The organism is Pantoea sp. y20, assembly GCF_054903455.1.
In genome coordinates this window covers 629,890-649,772 of record NZ_CM142816.1, presented here as the reverse complement: position 1 = coordinate 649,772, position 19,883 = coordinate 629,890, and the positions used below count along the sequence as shown (strand labels likewise).

The window sequence follows — 19,883 nt, the reverse complement described above, 5'->3', positions numbered from 1 at the left end:
TACATGAAATATCTCACAGTAGGACTCATTATGCTGGTATCCAGCCAGGCAATGGCAGGCATAAAATCTGCACAGACTTACCCTTCCTGCGGCATTGCAGGCCCAGCGTAACGTCAAAGCGGAAACGGGAGGCATCATCGAAGATCTGCTTGATGCGAATATTTCCTCAAGGGTCAACGTGTTGCAGGCTGATATCATAACGGCACGCAAGGCCCGTCAACTCACACAGGCACAGGCTGACACGCTATGGCAGCACTCCACACGGGTACGCAGATTTGTTAAGCAGCAGGGGTTCCTGAGCGCTACAGAGAGTACCTCCGCGCTGCGGGGATCTGTGTGGCAATCTGGCTGGAGGTTAGCCCTCTACGCGTTAACGTTGTTCGCAAACTGTGATATTCCAGGGACGCCCTGCTCATAATGAACAGGGCGACATAAATCGATCCCTGCCCCCACTTACGCTTCAGTATTTATTGCTTTTCCGATACCTGACTATTTAAAATCGACCTGCATCAGTTCGGCAATTGTCGCGTCACGCGTTGTCAGCACGCAGCGATCCAGATAATCGGTGAACCTGGAAGGCTTACTCATACCAAGCTGCAGCAGTTTAGAATTATCAAACACCACATTCAGATTTGAGAAATGGCCGTAAAGGTTCATCGCACGCAGCATGATCCGTTCGTTGCTCGGGCCAAACAGATCCTTAAATGTTCTTCTGCTGTCAGAAAGCTGTTTATAGGAAACCTTTTGATAATCAATACCCAGAGCCCTGCCCCCTAATAAACCTGTTGAACCAGTAATAAGGATATTTTTCATGATAGTGCCATTCCATTCTGGTTGATCAAAGGAAAGCTTTAACAGAACGCCTTCCGAACACAAAAAAACCAAAAAAAACACAAAAATAAATTAACTATTTATGGTGAATTTAAAGATAAATTAAGGATTGACGTTAGATCCCACACTGACGATTTAATCACTTATCAGGTCGTAAACCAGACCAGTATAAAGCTAATAACTATCGCCAGACTCAACAACAGTGTAGATACTTCATTGAACTTTTTCATTTAGCTTATGTTTATATTCCATGCGCAGGAAGCAATTCTTAAAAATCATTACCACCCTGTTGATTTCACAATCTGATTTGAACAATTCTTTCCATTTAGGATCAAGCTTTATTTGTATTTTTTTGCGAACTAATAATTAATTTAGTGAGTGAACCTTTTATGCGCTTATTTATTGAGGATCAGTTCAGACTGTGTGTAGAACATGTGTAGAAGCTAAAAAAGACAATTTATAGAATAAACCCCTGCATTTGTTTACCCCTTGTTTAATACTCATCAATTATACCCTTGCCTGTCATGAAATATTTGCGCACAAATCATTAAGCGGCCCCTTGTATTTCACTTTAGGTAACAGGCATGTTTACAACATATTTAAAACTTAAAAATACCGGCTGGGAAGAATGCACGCTTTCTGCGTATGCTCAGATTTACACTGCATTCGGGGGGAGCGTGTGCACCCATCCCCGCGTTCTCGCTTATCTTTCCGAGCGTGGAGGCGTCCGTATTCAGTACTATATGAAAAGGCAAGACGGGCAACCCATTGCTGGCGTGTTTTCTGTCAATGGCTCTCTGGAATATAAAAATTCAACGCTTCCCTTTGTTTTTGATGATCTTATCCTGCCGATAAAAGCGGGTGTAAAAGTCATACTTCCTTTTAAAACCAAGCGGTTATCACCTCATTCTCAGGGTGTCATATTTAACAGCATCCGTCACAATCTGTTTAAGAAAAAAATGGCTCACATCAAGTCCGATTTTTCCGTGAAAACCGCTAAGAAGCGTATCGGAGAGGTGCGACGATTTACAAAAGCGGGCGGAACAATTGAGGATGTGACTTCTTTTTCCCCTGCTGAACTTTCGGCTATCTATCAGCACCTGTTCGATTTGCGGTGGCAAAACAGTCTTAAGTGCACTGACACCGGGATCCTGACTGAGACGTTCTCCATGTTCAGAGACATGATCTTTGGCAAAATATTATTCATCAATGACTCACCCTGCGCTTTTGATCTCAACTATAAAGTTGAGTGCCCATCATGGTATTACTTCGAGGACTTTAATGGCGGTATCGACCCGCAGTTTAAATCTATGGGGGTCGGCTCTGTTTTGCTCTGGGAAAACATCCAGCACGCCAGAGCGTTAGCCGCGTCATTGGATAAGCAATTTATATTTTCTCTGGGTGCCTATAACCCAGACTGGTATTACAAAAAACAGTGGTGCGATATTATGCCCTCGGGTCGTACGCTGTTCTGAAGTTGGAAATATGGATTTTTTTGCATTTGCCTCCCGCATTTCACACAGGTAATACACGTACCTATATAGAGAAAAACATTTTGCTTCTACACACAATCTCAACACACTCTCAACGGTGAATAAACGCGTGTCCGGTAACATGGGTCATCACTCTTTAATACGAGAAACCCATGTTGTCCCTCAAACTGTTTTCTCTGCCTTTACTTCTGGTTGCCATAATTGCCGCGCTGACAGGCTGCGATGATAAAGCCGTTACGGAAGCTGAAGCACTGCACCTCAGGTTGCCGTTGAGGTGATTCAACCACAGGTGTTAGCGGTCAGCGAGACGCTTCCGGGCCGCGTTAACGCGCTGCAAACAGCAGAAATACGCCCGCAGGTGAGCGGTATCATTAAGCGCCGCCTGTTTGAACAGGGCGCAGAAATTAAAAAAGGGACGCCTCTTTTCCAGATCAATGCGGCACCTTTTGAAGCGGAAGTCTCCAGTGCGCAGGCCGGTTTACTGCGTGCTAAAGCCGCCAATGACAAAGCCCAACAGCAGGCTGCCCATCTGCGGCCACTGATGAAAACGGGCGCGGTGAGCCGTCAGAGTTTCGATGAGGCCATCGCGAATGCCCGACAGGCCGCGGCAGATGTGGCGCAGGCCAGCGCCGCGCTCAGGCGCAAAGAACTCGACCTGAGTTTTGCCACCGTCGGGGCCCCGATATCCGGACGTATAGATCAGGCTCTGGTTTCCGAAGAGGCTTATGTGACAGCCAGCGACAGCACTCCTCTGGCCCGCATTTACCAGACAGACCCCATTTATGTGGACATCCACCAGCCCGCCGGGGTTTACCACCAGCTGCGCCAGCAGTCGGCAAGTCAGAAGGCCACTACGACGGGCGTGCCGGTTAAGGTTTTGTTACCCGGTGGCGCTGTCTATCACCAGCCGGGCAGAATCCTTTTCTCCGGCATTAGCGTCGATACCGCGACAGGCGACGTTATAGTCCGCATCGAGGTGAGTAATCCGAATCGCGAACTCCTGCCCGGCATGTTTGTGCGGGTTGAGATCCCCCGTCAGCATTATGAGGATGCGCTGATGGTTCCCCAGCAGGCTGTCTCGCATCAGGAAGGTCACGCTGTACTCTGGGTGGTTGACAATGAGCAAAAGGCCCGCCAGATCAACGTCCGTGTCGGGGAGCTAATCCATGGCGCCTACCGCATTGCCGAAGGCTTACCTGCCGGCAGCCGTGTGGTCGTTCAGGGCATGGATAAGCTTGGCAACGGCATGAACGTCGCGGCAGTGATTTCAACCGCTTCCCCTGCAACACTGACCATGAAGGCCGGAGAGTAAAATGGCTCAGTTTTTCATTAAGCGCCCGGTTTTCGCTCGGGTGGTCGCATTGTTCATTATTCTTTTCGGGATTATTGCGATCCCGAAACTGCCGGTGAGACGCTGGCAGAGCCTGCATTTCGTATGCAGGTACGTTGAACCACCATAGACTTGTTTTGGGGCTGGAAAACGCCACACATCGGGCTTGAATGCGTGCGATCAAACTGTTTTGGGATATTTAGAGGCGTGGGCTGCGTCATAGCTTTTCAAGTTGACAACTGTACGTGTTTGAAGCTTGGAACTACACGCCGCTATGAGATAGTATTCCCGAAGATCTGCCACTACTAACTAAGCGGCAATTTCTGGTGAAAACTTAGATCATTTCTTACATACATGAGAGATAGAATTTTACGTCTAACTCACTGTTTAATAAGAAATTAAATTTAATGGTGCCGAAGGCCGGACTCGAACCGGCACGTATCTCTACGGTTGATTTTGAATCAACTGCGTCTACCGATTTCGCCACTTCGGCACTGAAGAGGATGCGGAAAACGTTGGGGATTATACCGTTACGAACAGCGTGCGCAACCGGAATCGTTAGGGATGTGCGCTAAGCGTTGAAAAAAACAGCACTTCGCGGATAACTGCTTGTTATACCATCGATCCCGCCAACCGACGTTCAAAAATTAAAACCCAGAACGGTCCCAATTTTCCCCAATCAGCCCGATTAACTGGAACTTTCCGAATTCAAACCTCTCTTAACCAAAACTGACGCAGTCAGAACATAAAAGACAACGAGGTTGAGATGAAAGTACAACGCATGATTTGGGGATGGGGCATCGCGGCAGCCATGGTTGCGGGGAGCGCATCGGCAGCAAGCTGGCAGGATCAGCTGAGCAGCGCGGCATCGCAGCTGTCACAGCAAAACAACAGCACCAGCAACACCAGCACCACGCAGAATGGCGGCATGTCGCTCTCATCGCTTACCGGCCTGCTCAACGGCGGCGATAAAGCGGTGAGTTCCAACAGCATGACCAACGCCGCAGGCGTGATGTCCTACTGCGTGCAGCACAACGTGGTGGATAACAACGTGAAGTCGGTAAAAGATCAGGTGCTGAGCAAACTCGGCCTGAACAGCACCACCGCGCAAGAGCAGAAAACCGATTACCAGCAGGGTTTGCAAGGCTTGCTTAACACTGGCAACGGTCAGCAACTGAATTTGCAAAGTCTGAGCAACTCGCCGATGGGTGAGAAGCTGAAAACCAAAGCCTGCGATGTGGTTCTGAAGCAAGGCAAAAAATATATCGGCATGTAAGGACGCGCCGATATCAAGGCGCGAGCTGTCCCTCGCGCCTTTTCTTTAGTCCAGTAACGCTCGCGTCTCCAGCACCGTTCTCTGCAACAACTCCCGCGCCTGGTCCAGCGACCGAATGTTGGTATAGCCAATCACCAGGCCATAGCGTTTCTGTGTCTGCATATACCAGCCAGAAAGCGGCAATACGCGCAGCTGATGCCGCTGCCAAATCTCCGCCAGCGCCGTGTCCTGCGTGCCGCGCGCCAGGAAGGCGACAATGTGCATGCCGCCATCCGTCAGTTCAAAATCAAACACATCCGGGAAACATGCCTGCAAGGCATCCAGCATCATGCGGCGTCGCTGCTGATAAAGCGTGCGCATCTTTTTGATATGACGATAGAAATGCCCTTCGCTGAGGAACTGCGCCAGAATCTTTTGCGGCAGCAGCGACATACCGGTTTCAAGAATTTCCCCCAACTCGCTGAAGCGCGCGATGGTCTCTTTCGGCATCACCAGATAACCCACGCGCATCGCCGGCATCATGGTTTTGCTGAAGGTGCCGGTGTAAATCACCCGATCGTGCACATCCAGGCTTTTCAGCGCCGGAATCACTTTGCGCGTGTAGTGAAACTCGCCGTCGTAATCATCTTCAATGATCCAGCTGTCATTGTGCTGTGCCCACTCCAGCAGTTGATGTTTGCGCGGCAGTGATAAGGTTACCGCCAGCGGGCTGTGATGCGTAGGCGTGACGATGGCGAAACGCGCATCGGCGTGATAGCGCAGCAGATAATCCACATCCATGCCTTGCCGATCGACCGGCACGTAATGCAGATTCGGCGCGATGCGCTTCAGCAGTTTTTGCCCGAAGAAATAGCCGGGATCTTCAAACATCACCTTGTCGCCAGGCTGCGCCAGCACCGCCAGAATCAGTCGCAGGTTGGCGCGATAGCCGCTGGTGATGAAAATCTGTTCCGGCTGGCAATTGAGCCCGCGCGAAATGTTCAGGTAGCTGGCGATGGCTTCCCGCAGCGGCTGATAACCCATGACCGGCGGCAAAATCATCTCATCCGCGCGCAGGCTGCGCGACGCTTTGCCGGAAATCAGCAGCCATTTTTTGTGCGGAAACGCATCCAGCGCCGGGATGCCAAGCCGCAGCTCGCCTTTGCTCTCACGCTGGGTTAACGCGCTCACTGGCGGCGCAGGCACTGCCGTTTTCCCGGTTGTTTCCGGCAGAATCAGTTCGGGATTAACGCGCGTGCCCTTCGCGCCCTGACTGACAAAATAGCCTTCGCCGATCAGGATTTCATAAGCGGCTTCCACCGTTTTTCGCGCCACTTGCAACTCACTCGCCAGCGTACGGATCGCCGGTACGCGGTCGCCCGGCTTCAGCTGCCCTGCAAGAATCTGCTGGCGATAACGCGCATAAATCTCTTTATAACCCACGCCATGCCCTACCTGTTTTTACGTTTTTTGACCCTTTTCACTCAGACATGGAAGTTTAAGATGCCCGCATCACCTTCGCATTGAAAAACGACTGACCTGAGGAAAAAAACTTGACTGCACGCGTTAACCACTTCAAAACCGTTCCGACACTGGTCAAAGCCATGTCCGATCTCTCCATGAACGTCAGTAATGTTTCATTAGAAACCTCACTGAAGCATCTGGTCGATCTGCGCGCCTCGCAGCTCAATCAATGCGCGTTCTGCGTCGACATGCATGTGAAAGAGGCCAAACTGCACGGCGAGCGCGAGCTGCGTCTGCATCATGTGGCGATCTGGCGCGAATCCCCGCTGTTCACCGCCAAAGAGAAAGCGGCGCTGGCGCTGACCGAAGCGCTGACGCGTCTGGGCGATAACGGCATCGACGAAGCGCTGTATAGCGAGGTGCGCGCGCACTTCTCCGAAGTGGAGACCAGCGAGCTGACGTTCTGTATCGCGGTGATCAACACCTGGAATCGCCTGATGGTGCTGTCGCAGATGACGCCGGGCGCACTGGACAGCGCTTATGGGTTGGATCGTGCTGATTTACGTTAATTTTTACCGCCAGTCGCTCATGCTGCTGGCGGCACCATGTTCATCTGCGCTGCCTGAGGCTATAGTGAGATTTTGCACCACACAGGACAGCGCACATGAAAGGCATCAACATTGCGATTTACTTCGATCCCGACCAGATTCACATCTGCGTTCACCAGCAGGATGACAGCTATCTCAGCCAACACTTTATTTACGACGACAGCGTAATTGAAGAGATCTATCAATGGCTGGAGCAGTTCACGCCTAATCGCACCCACATTTGCCTGATTGAGCACGATACCGCCGATATCCTTGCCGATGAGTTGGTGGATAACGGTTATCACGTCCATCAGGTGACGCAGCACGATCTCTTGACCTGGTTCGCCAACGAACCGCCTGCCGAACCCGATGGTTCACCGGTGCGCGCGCTGCTGCGTTATCTGGAGAACGAGCAGCCATCCGAATACCAGTCACGCACGCCGCAGATTGAAGCGTTGATGGATCTGCTGGATGAGCTGGACGATCTCGAAGGTGTGGATGAAGTTGAAGATGAAGACAATCTGCCGGATGACGTGCTGCGCCTGATGAAGCAGAAGAAGATCAGTGCGCAAGACGCCGCCCAACGCCTGCTGCCGGATGTGAATGAGCGCATTCGCGAGCATTTAATCAATTATCCCGAACTGATGACGCCTGAGCTGCTGCAGGATTTCTTCCCTGAGCTGATCGAGGCGCTGGATACGCCGAAGCACTAATCAATGAACGCACGCACCGCAGCGGCGCGATTTATCGCGCGGTTTTGACCGACTCTCCATCCTCTTAACGCGCAATAAATTGCGCCGCTACGAGCCGTGCGATTATCGAATAATTTTTCAAATGGGACATTTCATGCTGGAATTGTTTAAAGCCATCGGGCTGGGATTGGTGGTGATTTTGCCGCTCGCCAATCCGCTGACCACGGTGGCGCTGTTTCTCGGCCTGGCCGGAGAGATGAATTTCCAGGAGCGTAATCGCCAGGCGATGCAGGCCTCGATCTACGTGTTCCTGATCATGATGGTGGCGTGGTATGCCGGCAGCGCGGTGTTGCACACCTTTGGCATCTCCATTCCCGGCCTGCGCATGGCGGGCGGATTGATTGTGGCGTTTATCGGTTTTCGCATGCTATTTCCGGCGAAACCGGTCGGGCATTCGGTCGAAGCCGAGCACAAGCAGGATGAACTGGACGCGACCGACAGCAACCGTGAAACTGTAAACATCGCGTTTGTACCGCTGGCGATGCCGAGCACCGCGGGGCCGGGCACCATTGCGATGATCATCAGTTCCGCGTCGACGGTTAAATCGGGCGTAGATTTCCCGGCATGGGTGGTTGCCGTCGCGCCGGTGCTGACGTTTTTGGCCGTGTCGGTGATTTTGTGGATTTCGCTGCGCAGTTCCGGCGCCATCATGAAGCTGGTTGGTAAAGGTGGCATCGAAGCGATTTCACGTCTGATGGGCTTTTTGTTGGTGTGTATGGGCGTGCAGTTCGTGATTAACGGCGTGTTAGAAGTGATTCACAATTATCATTGAGACCACGTTAAAAGACGCGTAATGAATTGCGCCGCTACGGTATTTGCGCCTATCCGTAGCGGCGCGGTTTATCGCACAGTTTTAAGCGATTTACTCGCCTTTCAACGTTTTACGCACTTCTGCTACCTGATCTTTCGTCACCGCTGGCGCATTGTTGCTCCAGCCCTGACGAATGAAGGTCGCCAGTTTAGCCACTTGATCATCATCCAGACGCTTAGCAAAACCAGGCATTGCCAGCGTTGATGGCGCTTTCTCAGTGGATGGCTGCTGCGCACCGGCCAGAATGGTGTGGATCAAACCAGTTGGATCCTTGGCATTGACGATGGTCGCCTGATCCAGCTCCGGGAAGATCCCCGGCGCACCTTTACCGGTGACAAAGTGGCAGGCGCCGCAGTTGTCGATATACAGACGCTCACCTTCCGACAAGCCTTTCGCAGCGGTCAGTTTCGCTTCCGTCGCCTGCTGTTTCTTCACGTCATACGCCTGCAGCGCCGGGTTGCCGCCAAGGAACTTCAGATAGGAGGCAATCGCTTTCAAGTCGGCATCTGTCATGTGCGAGCTCGAGTGCTCAATCACTGACTTCATCTCACCGCCCACCGCCGCTTTATCGTTACGACCAGTTTGCAGGTAATCGACAATCTCCTGCTCGCTCCAGCGCGGCAGACCGCGCAGTGACGGCACATCCCAGCTGTTCAGGCTGCCACCAGCAAGGAACTGATCGTCGCCGCTATCCAGCGCTTTCTCATTCATGCCGAGGCCGCGTGGCGTATGGCAGCTGCCGCAGTGCCCCAGGCTTTCGACGATGTAAGCACCGCGATTAACCTCTTCTGACGCGCCGCCAATCGGCTGGAATGGCTTGTCAGAGGTAAACGCCCAGTTCCAGAAGCGCATGCCCCAACGCTGGCTGAACGGGAAGCTCAGATCGGTTTCCGGCGGCTGCTCGCTGCTCGGCTTCACGCCTTTCATGAAGTAGACGTAAAGCGCGTGCATATCGGCGTCGGAGATTTTGGCGTAATCCGGGTACGGCATCGCCGGATAGAGACGCGACCCGTTCGGCAATATGCCTTTGCGCACCGCGTCGGAGAACTGCTGCTCGCTGTAGTTGCCGATGCCGTGCTCTTTGTCCGGCGTGATGTTGGTGGAGTAAATGGTGCCGAGATTCGACTCAATCGCCAAACCACCAGCGTAATCCCCTTTACCGGAAACGGTATGGCACGCCATACAGTCGCCGAGACGCGACAGGTATTCACCCTGCTTGATCAATTGAGCTTCATCTTCCGCGTGTGCCTGCAGTGCAAAGCTGCCCAGCAGCACGGCGTTGGCGATTAACAATGATTTTAATTTCATGCGCTTATGCCTGTACCAGTGGACCGGGATTTTTCAGATAATGTTCTTTAATGGCTTGTGCCGCCATCAAGGTGATCGCGCCGATGGTATCGGTCGGGTTCGCCTGGAAGTTTTGCGGGAAGGCGTTGCCGCCCGGCACAAACACGTTATGAACATCCCAGCTCTGCAGGTACTTGTTCAGTGCAGAAGTTTTCGGGTTATCGCCCATCACCGCGCCGCCCACGTTGTGGGTCGAAACGTATTTGGTGAGGTCAAAGTCCGCGCCCATTGGCAGGAAGCTCATGCTCATGCTGTCTGGGTTCAGCTCTTTGGCGATGTTGCCGACGATGCCTTTCAGGTGCTGTTGCAGCTTCAGTTCGTTCTCTTTCCAGTTGAACGTCATGCGCAGCAACGGCTGACCGCGATGGTCGGTGTAATTCGGATCCAGATCCAGATAGATATCGCGATACGACTGGCAGGTGGTGGTGATGCTGATCTTCATGGAATGGTTGTACCACTCCTCCAGACCTTCTTTGTAACCCATGCCCCACGATGGCGTGCCTTTCGGCAGCGCAGCAGCCATTGGCGTGCCGGTGGCTTGCGAGCTGTGGATCTTGGCGCCGCCAAGGAAACCGAGGCCCGGACCGTCGAAGTTGCCTGGCGAGATGTCGTTGAACATCTGGCCGGTGGCGCCAGCGGTGGCGTAAGAGTTGAAGTTTTTGTCTTTGAAGAACAGGGTTGCGCCGCCGTTCGACAGGAACGCGTAGTTACGTCCCACCACACCTTCTTCGGTGATTGGGTTATACGGCTTGCCGATACCGGAGAGCAGCATCAGGCGCACGTTATAGAGCTGGAAGCTGGACAGCACCACGATCTTCGCCGGCTGGAACACTTCGTTGCCGTCCACATCGTAGTAAATCACTCCCTTGGCGGTTTTCTGGTCGTCATGCAGTACCACTTTCACCACTTCCGCATGCACTTCGTATGAGAAGTTCGGCATACGTTTCAACGCATCCATTACCGCCGTTTGTGGTGAGGCTTTAGAGTAGTTGAGGCACGGATATTTCGAGCAGTAGCCGCAGTAGTTACACGGTGCGATCTGGTTGCCGTACGGGTTTTTCCACGCGCGTGATACGCACGCAGATGGGTTCGGGAACGGATGGTAGCCGAGTTTGGTGGCCGCCTCTTTGAACATCACGTTGTTCAGCGTATCTTCCAGTGCAGGCAACGGATAAGGTTCAGAACGCGGACCTTCAAACGGATCGCCGCCCGGCAGAATCTGGCCGCGCAGGTTGCCGGTGGTGCCGGATTGACCGCAGATCAGCTCAAACTTGTAGTAATACGGCTCGATCTCTTCCCAGGTGAACGGGAAGTCCATCACGCGCATATCTTCCTGCAGGATGCCCGGCTTGTAGGCCTCATCGACGTAGGTTTTCAGCTTCAGGTCGGTTGGGGTTGGACGAATCAGCACCGCCGTCCAGTGCATGCCCGCGCCGCCCACGCCGGTTCCCGGCGCAAACGCGCCCCATTTACGGGTCGGCAACGCCGTCTGGCTGCTGTTGTAACGCACGGTGACCGCCACTTCTTTTGGCGTAGCGAACACTTTGTTACGCACGTTGTAGGCGTATTCATCAGCCGGTTTCGGATAAGCGAAATCCGGGTAATCACGCTCGCCGCCACGCTCTAATGCGCGCACGTCGAGTCCCGCCATCGCCAGTTCAATACTCATCAACGAGCCGGCCCAGCCGAGGCCGCAAACGACGACGTCGACTTCTTTCTTTGTAATCTGTGCCATGTTAATCCTGTCTCACATACCAAAAACGGGGGTGTGCTTACGCGCTTTCACCCAGGAGGCTGACCGGTCCCAGCGGGTACGGCACGTTGTGCTGCTTCACCCATTCGGTAAAGCTGGCGCGTGCGCCCGGGAAGCCGATGGCAATCCAGGCTTTCATGCCTTTGTTGCCGCCGTACATCGGGTCAGCGAGGTAGCCGTGTTTGGTATCTGCAAGCAGCTGGCCGAAGAACTGCGAGGCCTTCAGGTTCTCTTCGCCCAGGGCGGCGAAGTCAATGCCGTCGTTTTTGTTCACTTTGGTGAGCACCGCATCTTTCTCTTCCAGTGACAGCTCATGGAACGGTTTCTGGAAATTGCTTTGCGTCCACTGATTCACCAGCTTGATACCGGTTTGGTACATCTGCTGTGGCGTGAACGGGATTTGATAACCCATGGTGGCAGGTGCATGCACGTTGAACGGACCCTGCATGTAGATCTCTGCCCCGAACTCCGGGCTGTGCAGCTGCTGATCGATAAAGATCGGCACGTTGGTTTCCAGTGCACCTGGCGCTTTACCTTTGCCGCCGGCTGGAATCAGGCGATCGGTTGCGGCCAGAATAAATTGCCACTCATCAGCACTGAAAAAGATCGGTTTATAGTCGGCGAGCTCGGGTGCTGCCATTTCCGCAGCTTGCGCCGCAGTTAATCCCTTAAATACCAGGTCACTTAATGGCAAAGCCAAAAGCGACCCAAGTAAAAACTTACGTCTGGTGGTCGGTTTATTTAGAAGCATGGCGCGACGACTCTCACTTGCTAAGAAAGATAATTATTTTTGTTAATAGCTTTATAAATCGGTAAATAACCTGGCAATCTTAGGGATATAGGTATTTCAGAATGTAAAAATTCAATTATGGATGTGTTTTGATGAAATTCAGTCATCATGTTGAATTTAGGTTAAGGCTTGGTAAAAGGCTTTCGAGGCGAAAAAACAGGGTTTAACCGTACATTTGATGGGAAAGTGGCACGAATCAGTGGGCATTTGACCAGGAATTATCGCGCAAAGAAATAATCGCAGAAATGAACCAATGAAAAAAAATCATACTTCCATACCAGAGAACCATTCTCATTTATAACATCTTATTTACTTTATTGACCAGCAGATGAACAATCTATTTCGTGGAAATGACAAGTCGCGCACAAAATAAACGCAATAATTCCCCCAGGTAATCAATTTTTATATTCCGGCACAGCTCAGAACAAACCGGCATTTTGCCAAAGCGACGGCAGAGATAGAGTGAATTTATCTATCACTCAGGACAATAATAATGCGCTCACTGATTTTGCTCGTCGCTTTATGGGGCAGCAGTTTTGCACTGCACGCCGCCACACCGAAAGATACCCTTGTCGTCGCCGTCCCGCTCGACGGCATTATTAGCTTCGATCCCGCTGAAAGCTTCGAAACCGTCAGTAACAGCGTGCAGCACAACATCTACCAAACATTAGTGGAGGCGGATCGTCATGATCCGCAGAAGCTGGCACCGCTGCTGGCCACCCACTGGCAACAGGGCAGCACGCCGCACAGCTTAGTGTTCAACATTAAACCCAACGCACACTTCTCCAGCGGCAATCCGGTGACGGCGCAGGATGTGATCTTCTCACTGACGCGCGCGGTGCAGCTGAACAAAGCGCCCTCTTTCATCCTCGCCGAATTTGGCTGGACCAATGAAAACATCGCCAGCCAGTTCAAAGTGCTGAATGACCATCAGCTGGAGATTCAGTGGCCAGCGCAGATTGGTCAGAATCTGGCGCTGCGCCTGCTGACCGCGCCGGTGGCCTCGGTGGTGGATAGCAAAACCGTGCAGCAACACGTCGCCAATAACGATCTCGGCAACGGCTGGCTGCATACCCATTCCGCCGGCAGCGGCGCATTTATCCTTCAGCAATATGTGCCGCAGCAGGCGCTGGTGCTGAGCGCTAACCAACAAGCGAATCCGCAGCCGAAGCTGAAACGCATTCTGCTTAAAGGCGTGGCGGATGCCAGTGCGCGTCGTCTGCTGATTCAGCAAGGCGATGTTGATGTGGCGTATCAGCTTGGCCCGGATCAGATTGATGCGCTGAAGAGCGACAAGAATCTGCGCATTGAAGCCTTCCCTTCCAGCCTGGTTTACTACCTCGGTTTCAATACCAAAGATAAAGCGCAACCGGCCTTGGGCAATCCGGCGCTGTGGCAAGCCGCGCGCTGGTTGGTGGACTACAACACCCTCTCGAAGGATTTGCTGAAAGGTCAGTACCGCATTCATCAGAGCTTCCTGCCGCAGGGTTTTGACGGCGCGCTGGACGATCGGCCGTTCCACTACGATGTGGCGAAAGCCAAAGAGATTTTAGCCAAAGGCGGCATCAAGCCGGGGACGAAGTTTGCGCTGACGGTGATCAATCAGCCGCCCTACATTGACGTGGCGCAGGCGCTTCAGGCCAGCTTCGCCCAAGCGGATGTGCAGATTGAGTTGCAGCCGGTGGCGGAATCGGAGCTGTGGAGCAAAATGCGCGGTCGCGATTTTCAGTCGATCTTCATTTACTGGGGCGCAGACTATGTCGATCCAAACACCAACGCCAGCGCCTTTGCCTATAACGTGCCGGGCGGTTCCAAAACCCTGGCGTGGCGCGTCGGCTGGGATATTCCGGATCTGAGTGCGAAAACCCGCGCAGCGGCCGGTGAAAGCGATGCTGTTAAGCGCCGTGCGCTCTATACCGATTTGCAGAAAACCGTGCAGCAGAACTCACCGTTCGTGGTGACGCTGCAGGGCGCGCAGCAGGTTGCGGTGCGGAATAACGTGAATCATGTGCAGCAAGGGATTGGTGTGAGTTTGCTGTTTTTTGATACGGTGCAGAAATAGTTTTGGATTGTGCTCGCTTTCCCCCTCCTCGGTCCTCCCCCATAAATGGGGGAGGAAGATGCTGCCATATGTTCGTTCAGAAGCTGCATGTGGCAGCATCTCCTTCCCCCGTTTACGGGGGAAGGCCGGGATGGGGGGCAGCGCGCACCTAATCTCCTTCCCCCGTTTACGGGGGAAGGCCGGGATGGGGGACAGCAGGCACATAATTACGCCTTTTTCGGCACAATCCTCCTCCCTCCTCGCGCGCCGCTTGCTATCCTTCTGGCATAACCTATTGCCTGAGAGCGAAAAAATCATGACCACTCCGTTACTGATTGCCCAAACGCCTGACGTTCAACTGCATCTTCTCTCCAACATGGCGAACCGCCACGGTTTGATCACCGGCGCTACCGGCACCGGCAAAACCGTTACGCTGCAAAAGCTGGCGGAATCCTTCTCCGATATCGGCGTGCCGGTGTTTATGGCCGATGTGAAAGGCGATCTCACCGGCATTTCCGCCGCAGGCGAAGGATCCGAGAAGCTGCTGGCGCGCCTGGCGAAGATTGGCGTCAGCGACTGGCAGGCGCAGAAAAATCCGGTGATGGTGTGGGATATTTTTGGTCAGCAAGGCCATCCGGTGCGCGCCACGGTATCCGATCTCGGCCCGCTGCTGCTGGCGCGGCTGCTCAACCTTAACGACGTGCAATCGGGCGTGCTGCAAATCATCTTCCGCATCGCCGACGATCAGGGCTTGTTGCTGCTGGATTTCAAAGATCTGCGCGCCATGACGCAATACATCGGCGACAACGCCAAAGCCTTCCAGACGCAATACGGCAACATCAACAGCGCGTCCGTTGGGGCGATTCAGCGCGGATTACTGGCGCTGGAGCAGCAAGGTGCCGAGCACTTCTTTGGCGAGCCGATGCTGGATATCCGCGACTGGATGCGCTGCGATAGCAACGGCAAAGGCTTTATCAACATCCTCTCGGCAGAAAAGCTTTATCAAATGCCGAAACTCTACGCCACCAGCCTGCTGTGGCTGCTGGCCGAGCTGTATGAGCACTTGCCCGAAGCCGGCGATCTCGATAAGCCGAAAATGGTGTTTTTCTTCGACGAAGCGCATCTGCTGTTTACCGACGCGCCGCCGGTGCTGCTGGAGAAAGTTGAGCAGGTGATTCGCCTGATCCGTTCGAAAAGCGTTGGCGTCTATTTCGTTACGCAGAATCCCGCCGATATTCCCGATAACGTGCTGGGCCAGCTCGGCAACCGCGTGCAGCATGCGTTGCGCGCCTTTACCCCGAAAGATCAGAAAGCGGTAAAAAGTGCCGCCGAAACCATGCGCGCCAATCCGGCGTTTGATACCGTCGAGGCGATTCAGGCGCTCGGCACCGGCGAAGCGCTGATCTCCTTCCTCGATGAAAAAGGCAGTCCATCGATGGTGCAGCGGGCGATGGTGATTGCGCCCGGATCGCGCATGGGGCCGGTTACGCAGGATGAACGCAATGGCCTGATCAACAATTCGCCGCTGTACGGTAAATACGATAGCGAAGTCGATCGCGAGTCGGCGTTCGAAATGCTGCAAAAAGGCGTGCAGGCCACCACGCAGCAAGCCAATGCGCCGGAAGCCAAAGGCAACAAGGTCGCCGTTGATGACGGTATTCTCGGCGGTCTGAAGGACATTCTGTTCGGCACCACTGGCCCACGCGGCGGCAAGCGCGACGGCGTGGTGCAGAGCGTGGCGAAGAGTGCCGCGCGCCAGGTCACCAATCAGATCATTCGAGGTGTATTAGGAAGCCTTCTTGGCGGCCGCCGTCGCTAATACCCGGCATACTTCAAGCCGCAGGTGCGTTAGCTGTATGTCTTCCTGCAACTCGAATTGTTTAGGGTATTTAAGGAACTATGGATAAATTCCAACAACTTAAGCGCAGCAAACGTCTGGCGCTGTCACTGCTGCTGATTGCGGCAGCCACCTTTATTGTGACGCTGTTTCTGCCAGCCAACTTCTGGGTGCTTGGGCTGAAGGCAATCGCAGAAGCGGCGATGGTCGGCGCATTAGCCGACTGGTTCGCCGTGGTGGCGCTGTTCCGGCGCGTGCCGGTGCCGTTTATCTCGCGTCATACAGCAATTATTCCGCGCAATAAAGATCGCATTGGCGAGAATCTGGGTCGCTTCGTGCAGGAGAAATTCCTCGATACCGATTCGCTGCTGGCGCTGATTCGCCGCCACGATCCGTCGCAGATGCTGGCGCAGTGGCTGAACACGCCGGGCAACGCCGATCGCATTGGTCGTCATCTGTTACAGGTGATGCGCGGTTTTCTCGATCTCACCGATGATCAGCGCATTCAGCGCTTTCTGCGCCGTGCGGTGCATCGTGCGCTGGATAAGGTCGATCTCACCCAATCCAGCGCGCTGCTGCTGGATAGCCTGACGAAAAATAATCGCCATCAGGAGCTGCTGGATGCGGCGGTACAACAGCTGCTGCGCTTGCTGCACAAGCCCGGAACGCGCGAGTTTATCGCCGCGCAGATTGTGCGCTGGCTCAAGCGCGAACATCCGATCAAAGCCAAAATGCTGCCCACCGAATGGCTGGGCGAACACAGCGCCGATTTGGTGGCGAATGCGGTGGATTCGATACTCGATCAGGTCGCGCTCGATCAGGGGCATGAGTTGCGCCTGGGCTTTGACCGCGCGGTGCAGCGGCTGATTGAGCGGCTGAAAAGCGATCCTGAAATGGCGGAACGTGCTGAAAACATCAAGAGCTGGCTGAAGGAAGATGAGTCGTTCAATCGCTACATTGGCGAGCTGTGGCAGGATTTACGGGGCTGGCTGAAAGACGATCTAAATAGTGAGGATTCACGGGTGCAGGAGCGCGTCAGACTGGCCGCGCTGTGGCTGGGCGAGACGCTGGCGGCTGACGAAGCGCTGCGTGCCTCGATGAATCAGCATCTGGAAGATGCCGCACGCAGCGTAGCGCCGGAGTTTGCTGCCTTCCTGACGCGCCATATTAGCGATACGGTGAAAAGCTGGGATGCGCGCGATATGTCGCAGCAAATTGAGCTGAATATCGGCCGCGACCTGCAGTTTATCCGCATTAACGGCACGCTGGTTGGCGGGACGATTGGACTGATTTTGTATGTGTTGTCGCAGGTGCCGGGTTGGATCGAGCGTATTCAGTAAAAAGGTCGCCATGAATGGCGACCTTACAAGGCTTAGCGGCGTTTCATCAGCAGGAACAAGCTGATGGCGAAGAATGCTCCGCTCGGCAGAATCGCACCCAGAATCGGCGGCAAACCGTATACCAGGCTTAGCGGGCCAAAAATCTGGTCCAACACGTAGAACAGGAAGCCAAAGCTAATCCCCGTCACCACGCGCACGCCCATCGATACGCTTCGCAGCGGACCAAAGATAAACGACAGCGCCATCAGCATCATCACCGCCACAGAGAGCGGCTGGAAGATTTTGCTCCACATATTCAGCTGGTAGCGCCCTGCAACCTGGCCGCTCTGCTTGAGGTATTTGCTGTAGTTATACAGGCCGGTGATCGAGAGCGCGTCCGGGTCCAGCGCCACTACGCCGAGCTTGTCAGGCGTCAGGTTGGTTTTCCATTCGCCGCTCAGGCTTTGCGAGCCGGTAATTTGTTTGGCATCTTGCAGATCCGATTCATCGACCTGCGACAGCGCCCAGACCTTTTTATCCGCATTCCAGGCGGCACTCGCCGCATAGCGTACGCTGAGTAAACGGCGCTGATCGCTGAACTTATAGATGCTGACGCCATCAATCTCGTTATCGCCTTTGATGCGCTCGATGTAGATGAAGTCGTTGCCGTCTTTCGCCCACAGGCCGTTTTGCGTCGAAACCAGCGAGCCACCGTACAGCTGCTGCGCACGGTAGTTACGCGCCATCTGCTCACCCTGCGGTGCAACGAATTCGCCCACCGCCATGGTCAACAGCACCAGCGGAATCGCCGTTTTCATCACTGCCAGCGCTACCTGCATGCGGGTAAAGCCCGATGCCTGCATCACCACCAGTTCGCTACGCTGCGCCAGCGTGCCCAAACCGAGCAGTGCGCCCAGCAGCGCCGCCATCGGGAAGAAGATTTCGATATCTTTCGGTACGCTGAGCAGCGTGTAGTAACCGGCGTCGAGGGCGGTATAAGCGCCCTGCCCGGTTTTACGCAGCTGATCGACGAATTTGATAATGCCCGACAGCGACACCAGCATGAACAGCGTCAGCATGATGGTGTTAAAGATGGTTTTGCCGATATAGCGGTCAAGAACCTTAAACATCAGACCGATCCTCCACGGCTAAAGCGCGCGCGGATGCGACGCATCGGCACGGTATCCCACATGTTCAGCAGCACCGCCAAAGCCAGATAGGAGAAGTTCACCACCCACATCCAGATGGCCGGATCGAAGCGGCCTTTCGCGGCGTTGGAACGCAGAGAACTTTGCAGTAAGAAGAAGATCAGATATAGCAGCATGGCAGGCAGCATCGACAGCACGCGGCCCTGACGCGGGTTCACCACGCTAAGCGGCACCACCATCAACGCCATAACCAGTACGGCAAAGATCAGCGTCAAGCGCCAGTGCAACTCCGCCTGGAACTGCGGGGTTTTGGTCTTGAGCAGCGTGCTAATATCCGCCTGATCGGCATCGTTCGGATCGAGCGTGGCTTCTTTGTAGCCTATCACCGCCTGATAGTTGACGAAGTCGGTGATGCGGAAGTCACGCAGCAAGGCGGTGCCTTCAAAACGCGTGCCTTTATCCAGCGTCACCACCTGCGAGCCATCTTTGTGTTGCTCCATGTGGCCGCTATCAGCCAGCACCACCGAGGGACGCGCGTTGCCTTTCGGACGCAGCTGCGCCAGGAACACGTTGCCGAAGGTATTGCCCTTCACATCTTCAACAAACAGCACCGCATTGCCGTCGCTAGAGGTCTGGAACTGCCCAGCCGCCAGCGCCGCCGCGCCTGGGTTAGATTTGGCGTTTTGCGTCACTTCCTGCTGATAACGTGATGACCATGGCCCTAACCAAATGACGTTGACCGCCGCCACAAGCGAGGTGAACAGCATCAGGATCATCGCGGCTTTAATCAGCACACTTTTGCCCAGGCCGCAGGCATGCATCACCGTGATTTCACTTTCGGTGTACAGCCGCCCAAGGGTCATTAAAATCGCCAGAAACAGGCTTAGGGGCAGGATAAGTTGTGCCATTTCAGGCACGCCGAGTCCTAACAATGTCAGAACTAAGTTTGTTGGGATTTCGCCATCCACCGCAGCTCCCAAAATCCGCACTAACTTCTGACAAAAGAAGATCAGCAGCAGGATGAAGAGGATAGCCAGCTGGCTTTTGAGCGTTTCCCGAACCAGATATCTAATGATGATCACGCTTAGTACGCCTGTGATAACTTGTCTTTTTGCAGGAAAATCG

16 protein-coding genes, 1 tRNA gene and 1 pseudogene are annotated in these 19,883 nt (G+C 53.9%); 10 read left to right on the top strand and 8 right to left on the bottom strand.

The genetic code is table 11. From position 1 onward, the window contains the following. Nucleotides 1–489: 489 nt before the first annotated feature. A complete protein-coding gene (locus ACYAC5_RS02925) occupies nt 490–813 on the bottom strand; it encodes a hypothetical protein (protein WP_225614465.1) in 324 nt (107 codons plus the stop codon). A gap of 602 nt (nt 814–1,415) precedes the next feature. Between ACYAC5_RS02925 and ACYAC5_RS02920 the strand changes: the two genes are divergently transcribed. The 3 genes and pseudogenes from ACYAC5_RS02920 to ACYAC5_RS02910 all read left to right on the top strand — a co-directional run. Beyond that, the gene (locus tag ACYAC5_RS02920; RefSeq protein ID WP_309836047.1) at nt 1,416–2,306 is read left to right on the top strand and encodes a GNAT family protein; all 891 of its coding nucleotides are present in this window, start codon (nt 1,416–1,418) and stop codon (nt 2,304–2,306) included. Between the two features lie 292 nt (nt 2,307–2,598). Beyond that, on the top strand, nt 2,599–3,636 hold the full coding sequence (locus tag ACYAC5_RS02915) for an efflux RND transporter periplasmic adaptor subunit (protein WP_110868042.1): 1,038 nt from the start codon (nt 2,599–2,601) through the stop codon (nt 3,634–3,636). 1 nt (nt 3,637) lies between these two features. After that, nucleotides 3,638–3,751 (top strand): annotated as a pseudogene (locus tag ACYAC5_RS02910) (efflux RND transporter permease subunit); the annotation flags it as partial. 311 nt (nt 3,752–4,062) lie between these two features. Here ACYAC5_RS02910 and ACYAC5_RS02905 read toward each other — a convergent pair. Beyond that, a tRNA-Leu gene (locus tag ACYAC5_RS02905) sits at nt 4,063–4,147 on the bottom strand. A gap of 273 nt (nt 4,148–4,420) precedes the next feature. Here ACYAC5_RS02905 and ACYAC5_RS02900 point away from each other — a divergent pair. Next, entirely contained in the window at nt 4,421–4,930 is a 510-nt protein-coding gene (locus ACYAC5_RS02900; RefSeq protein ID WP_101762213.1) for a YjjA family protein, read from the top strand. A 45-nt stretch (nt 4,931–4,975) separates the two neighbouring features. On the opposite strand, the gene pdxR is transcribed toward ACYAC5_RS02900, so the two are convergent. Continuing rightward, nucleotides 4,976–6,352, bottom strand: a complete 1,377-nt coding sequence (gene pdxR, locus ACYAC5_RS02895; protein WP_462062373.1) for a MocR-like pyridoxine biosynthesis transcription factor PdxR — start codon at nt 6,350–6,352, stop codon at nt 4,976–4,978. Between the two features lie 110 nt (nt 6,353–6,462). On the opposite strand from pdxR, the gene ACYAC5_RS02890 reads away from it, so the two are divergent. The 3 genes from ACYAC5_RS02890 (at nt 6,463) to ACYAC5_RS02880 (ending at nt 8,484) form a co-directional block, all read left to right on the top strand. After that, nucleotides 6,463–6,942: a carboxymuconolactone decarboxylase family protein gene (locus tag ACYAC5_RS02890; RefSeq protein WP_192235827.1), complete on the top strand. Its 480-nt coding sequence runs from the start codon at nt 6,463–6,465 to the stop codon at nt 6,940–6,942. 95 nt (nt 6,943–7,037) lie between these two features. After that, entirely contained in the window at nt 7,038–7,673 is a 636-nt protein-coding gene (locus ACYAC5_RS02885) for a hypothetical protein (RefSeq protein ID WP_101762216.1), read from the top strand. 133 nt (nt 7,674–7,806) lie between these two features. After that, nucleotides 7,807–8,484 (top strand): MarC family NAAT transporter, encoded by a 678-nt coding sequence (locus ACYAC5_RS02880; protein WP_110868046.1) that lies wholly within the window; start codon nt 7,807–7,809, stop codon nt 8,482–8,484. 90 nt (nt 8,485–8,574) lie between these two features. Here ACYAC5_RS02880 and ACYAC5_RS02875 read toward each other — a convergent pair whose 3' ends face one another. Genes ACYAC5_RS02875 through ACYAC5_RS02865 form a run of 3 tightly spaced genes read right to left on the bottom strand, consistent with a single transcriptional unit; the run spans nt 8,575 to nt 12,374 of the window. Then, on the bottom strand, nt 8,575–9,831 hold the full coding sequence (locus ACYAC5_RS02875) for a c-type cytochrome (protein ID WP_280172412.1): 1,257 nt from the start codon (nt 9,829–9,831) through the stop codon (nt 8,575–8,577). A gap of 4 nt (nt 9,832–9,835) precedes the next feature. Further along, a complete protein-coding gene (locus tag ACYAC5_RS02870; RefSeq protein WP_110868048.1) occupies nt 9,836–11,605 on the bottom strand; it encodes a GMC family oxidoreductase in 1,770 nt (589 codons plus the stop codon). 37 nt (nt 11,606–11,642) lie between these two features. Then, nucleotides 11,643–12,374, bottom strand: a complete 732-nt coding sequence (locus tag ACYAC5_RS02865; RefSeq protein ID WP_101762220.1) for a gluconate 2-dehydrogenase subunit 3 family protein — start codon at nt 12,372–12,374, stop codon at nt 11,643–11,645. Nucleotides 12,375–12,906: 532 nt separating this feature from the next. Between ACYAC5_RS02865 and ACYAC5_RS02860 the strand changes: the two genes are divergently transcribed. The 3 genes from ACYAC5_RS02860 to ACYAC5_RS02850 all read left to right on the top strand — a co-directional run bounded on the left by ACYAC5_RS02860 (nt 12,907) and on the right by ACYAC5_RS02850 (nt 17,631). After that, nucleotides 12,907–14,475: an ABC transporter substrate-binding protein gene (locus ACYAC5_RS02860; RefSeq protein WP_462062371.1), complete on the top strand. Its 1,569-nt coding sequence runs from the start codon at nt 12,907–12,909 to the stop codon at nt 14,473–14,475. Between the two features lie 295 nt (nt 14,476–14,770). After that, entirely contained in the window at nt 14,771–16,273 is a 1,503-nt protein-coding gene (locus ACYAC5_RS02855) for a helicase HerA-like C-terminal domain-containing protein (RefSeq protein WP_277974458.1), read from the top strand. An 80-nt stretch (nt 16,274–16,353) separates the two neighbouring features. After that, the gene (locus ACYAC5_RS02850) at nt 16,354–17,631 is read left to right on the top strand and encodes a DUF445 domain-containing protein (RefSeq protein WP_210080925.1); all 1,278 of its coding nucleotides are present in this window, start codon (nt 16,354–16,356) and stop codon (nt 17,629–17,631) included. A 32-nt stretch (nt 17,632–17,663) separates the two neighbouring features. On the opposite strand, the gene lptG is transcribed toward ACYAC5_RS02850, so the two are convergent. Beyond that, nucleotides 17,664–18,740, bottom strand: a complete 1,077-nt coding sequence (lptG, locus tag ACYAC5_RS02845; RefSeq protein ID WP_137385080.1) for an LPS export ABC transporter permease LptG — start codon at nt 18,738–18,740, stop codon at nt 17,664–17,666. After that, on the bottom strand, nt 18,740–19,840 hold the full coding sequence (lptF, locus tag ACYAC5_RS02840) for an LPS export ABC transporter permease LptF (protein WP_110868051.1): 1,101 nt from the start codon (nt 19,838–19,840) through the stop codon (nt 18,740–18,742). The genes lptG and lptF overlap by 1 nt, the downstream gene beginning before the upstream one ends. Nucleotides 19,841–19,883 lie beyond the last annotated feature (43 nt).

What these genes read in the sequence shown, in the direction of transcription:
- ACYAC5_RS02855 (WP_277974458.1), top strand. Translation starts at nt 14,771, where the DNA reads ATGACCACTCCGTTACTGATTGCCCAAACGCCTGACGTTCAACTGCAT.
- ACYAC5_RS02885 (WP_101762216.1), top strand. Translation starts at nt 7,038, where the DNA reads ATGAAAGGCATCAACATTGCGATTTACTTCGATCCCGACCAGATTCAC.
- ACYAC5_RS02860 (WP_462062371.1), top strand. Translation starts at nt 12,907, where the DNA reads ATGCGCTCACTGATTTTGCTCGTCGCTTTATGGGGCAGCAGTTTTGCA.
- ACYAC5_RS02920 (WP_309836047.1), top strand. Translation starts at nt 1,416, where the DNA reads ATGTTTACAACATATTTAAAACTTAAAAATACCGGCTGGGAAGAATGC.
- ACYAC5_RS02865 (WP_101762220.1), bottom strand. Translation starts at nt 12,374, where the DNA reads ATGCTTCTAAATAAACCGACCACCAGACGTAAGTTTTTACTTGGGTCG.
- ACYAC5_RS02900 (WP_101762213.1), top strand. Translation starts at nt 4,421, where the DNA reads ATGAAAGTACAACGCATGATTTGGGGATGGGGCATCGCGGCAGCCATG.
- ACYAC5_RS02850 (WP_210080925.1), top strand. Translation starts at nt 16,354, where the DNA reads ATGGATAAATTCCAACAACTTAAGCGCAGCAAACGTCTGGCGCTGTCA.
- ACYAC5_RS02880 (WP_110868046.1), top strand. Translation starts at nt 7,807, where the DNA reads ATGCTGGAATTGTTTAAAGCCATCGGGCTGGGATTGGTGGTGATTTTG.
- ACYAC5_RS02875 (WP_280172412.1), bottom strand. Translation starts at nt 9,831, where the DNA reads ATGAAATTAAAATCATTGTTAATCGCCAACGCCGTGCTGCTGGGCAGC.
- ACYAC5_RS02925 (WP_225614465.1), bottom strand. Translation starts at nt 813, where the DNA reads ATGAAAAATATCCTTATTACTGGTTCAACAGGTTTATTAGGGGGCAGG.
- ACYAC5_RS02870 (WP_110868048.1), bottom strand. Translation starts at nt 11,605, where the DNA reads ATGGCACAGATTACAAAGAAAGAAGTCGACGTCGTCGTTTGCGGCCTC.
- lptG (WP_137385080.1), bottom strand. Translation starts at nt 18,740, where the DNA reads ATGTTTAAGGTTCTTGACCGCTATATCGGCAAAACCATCTTTAACACC.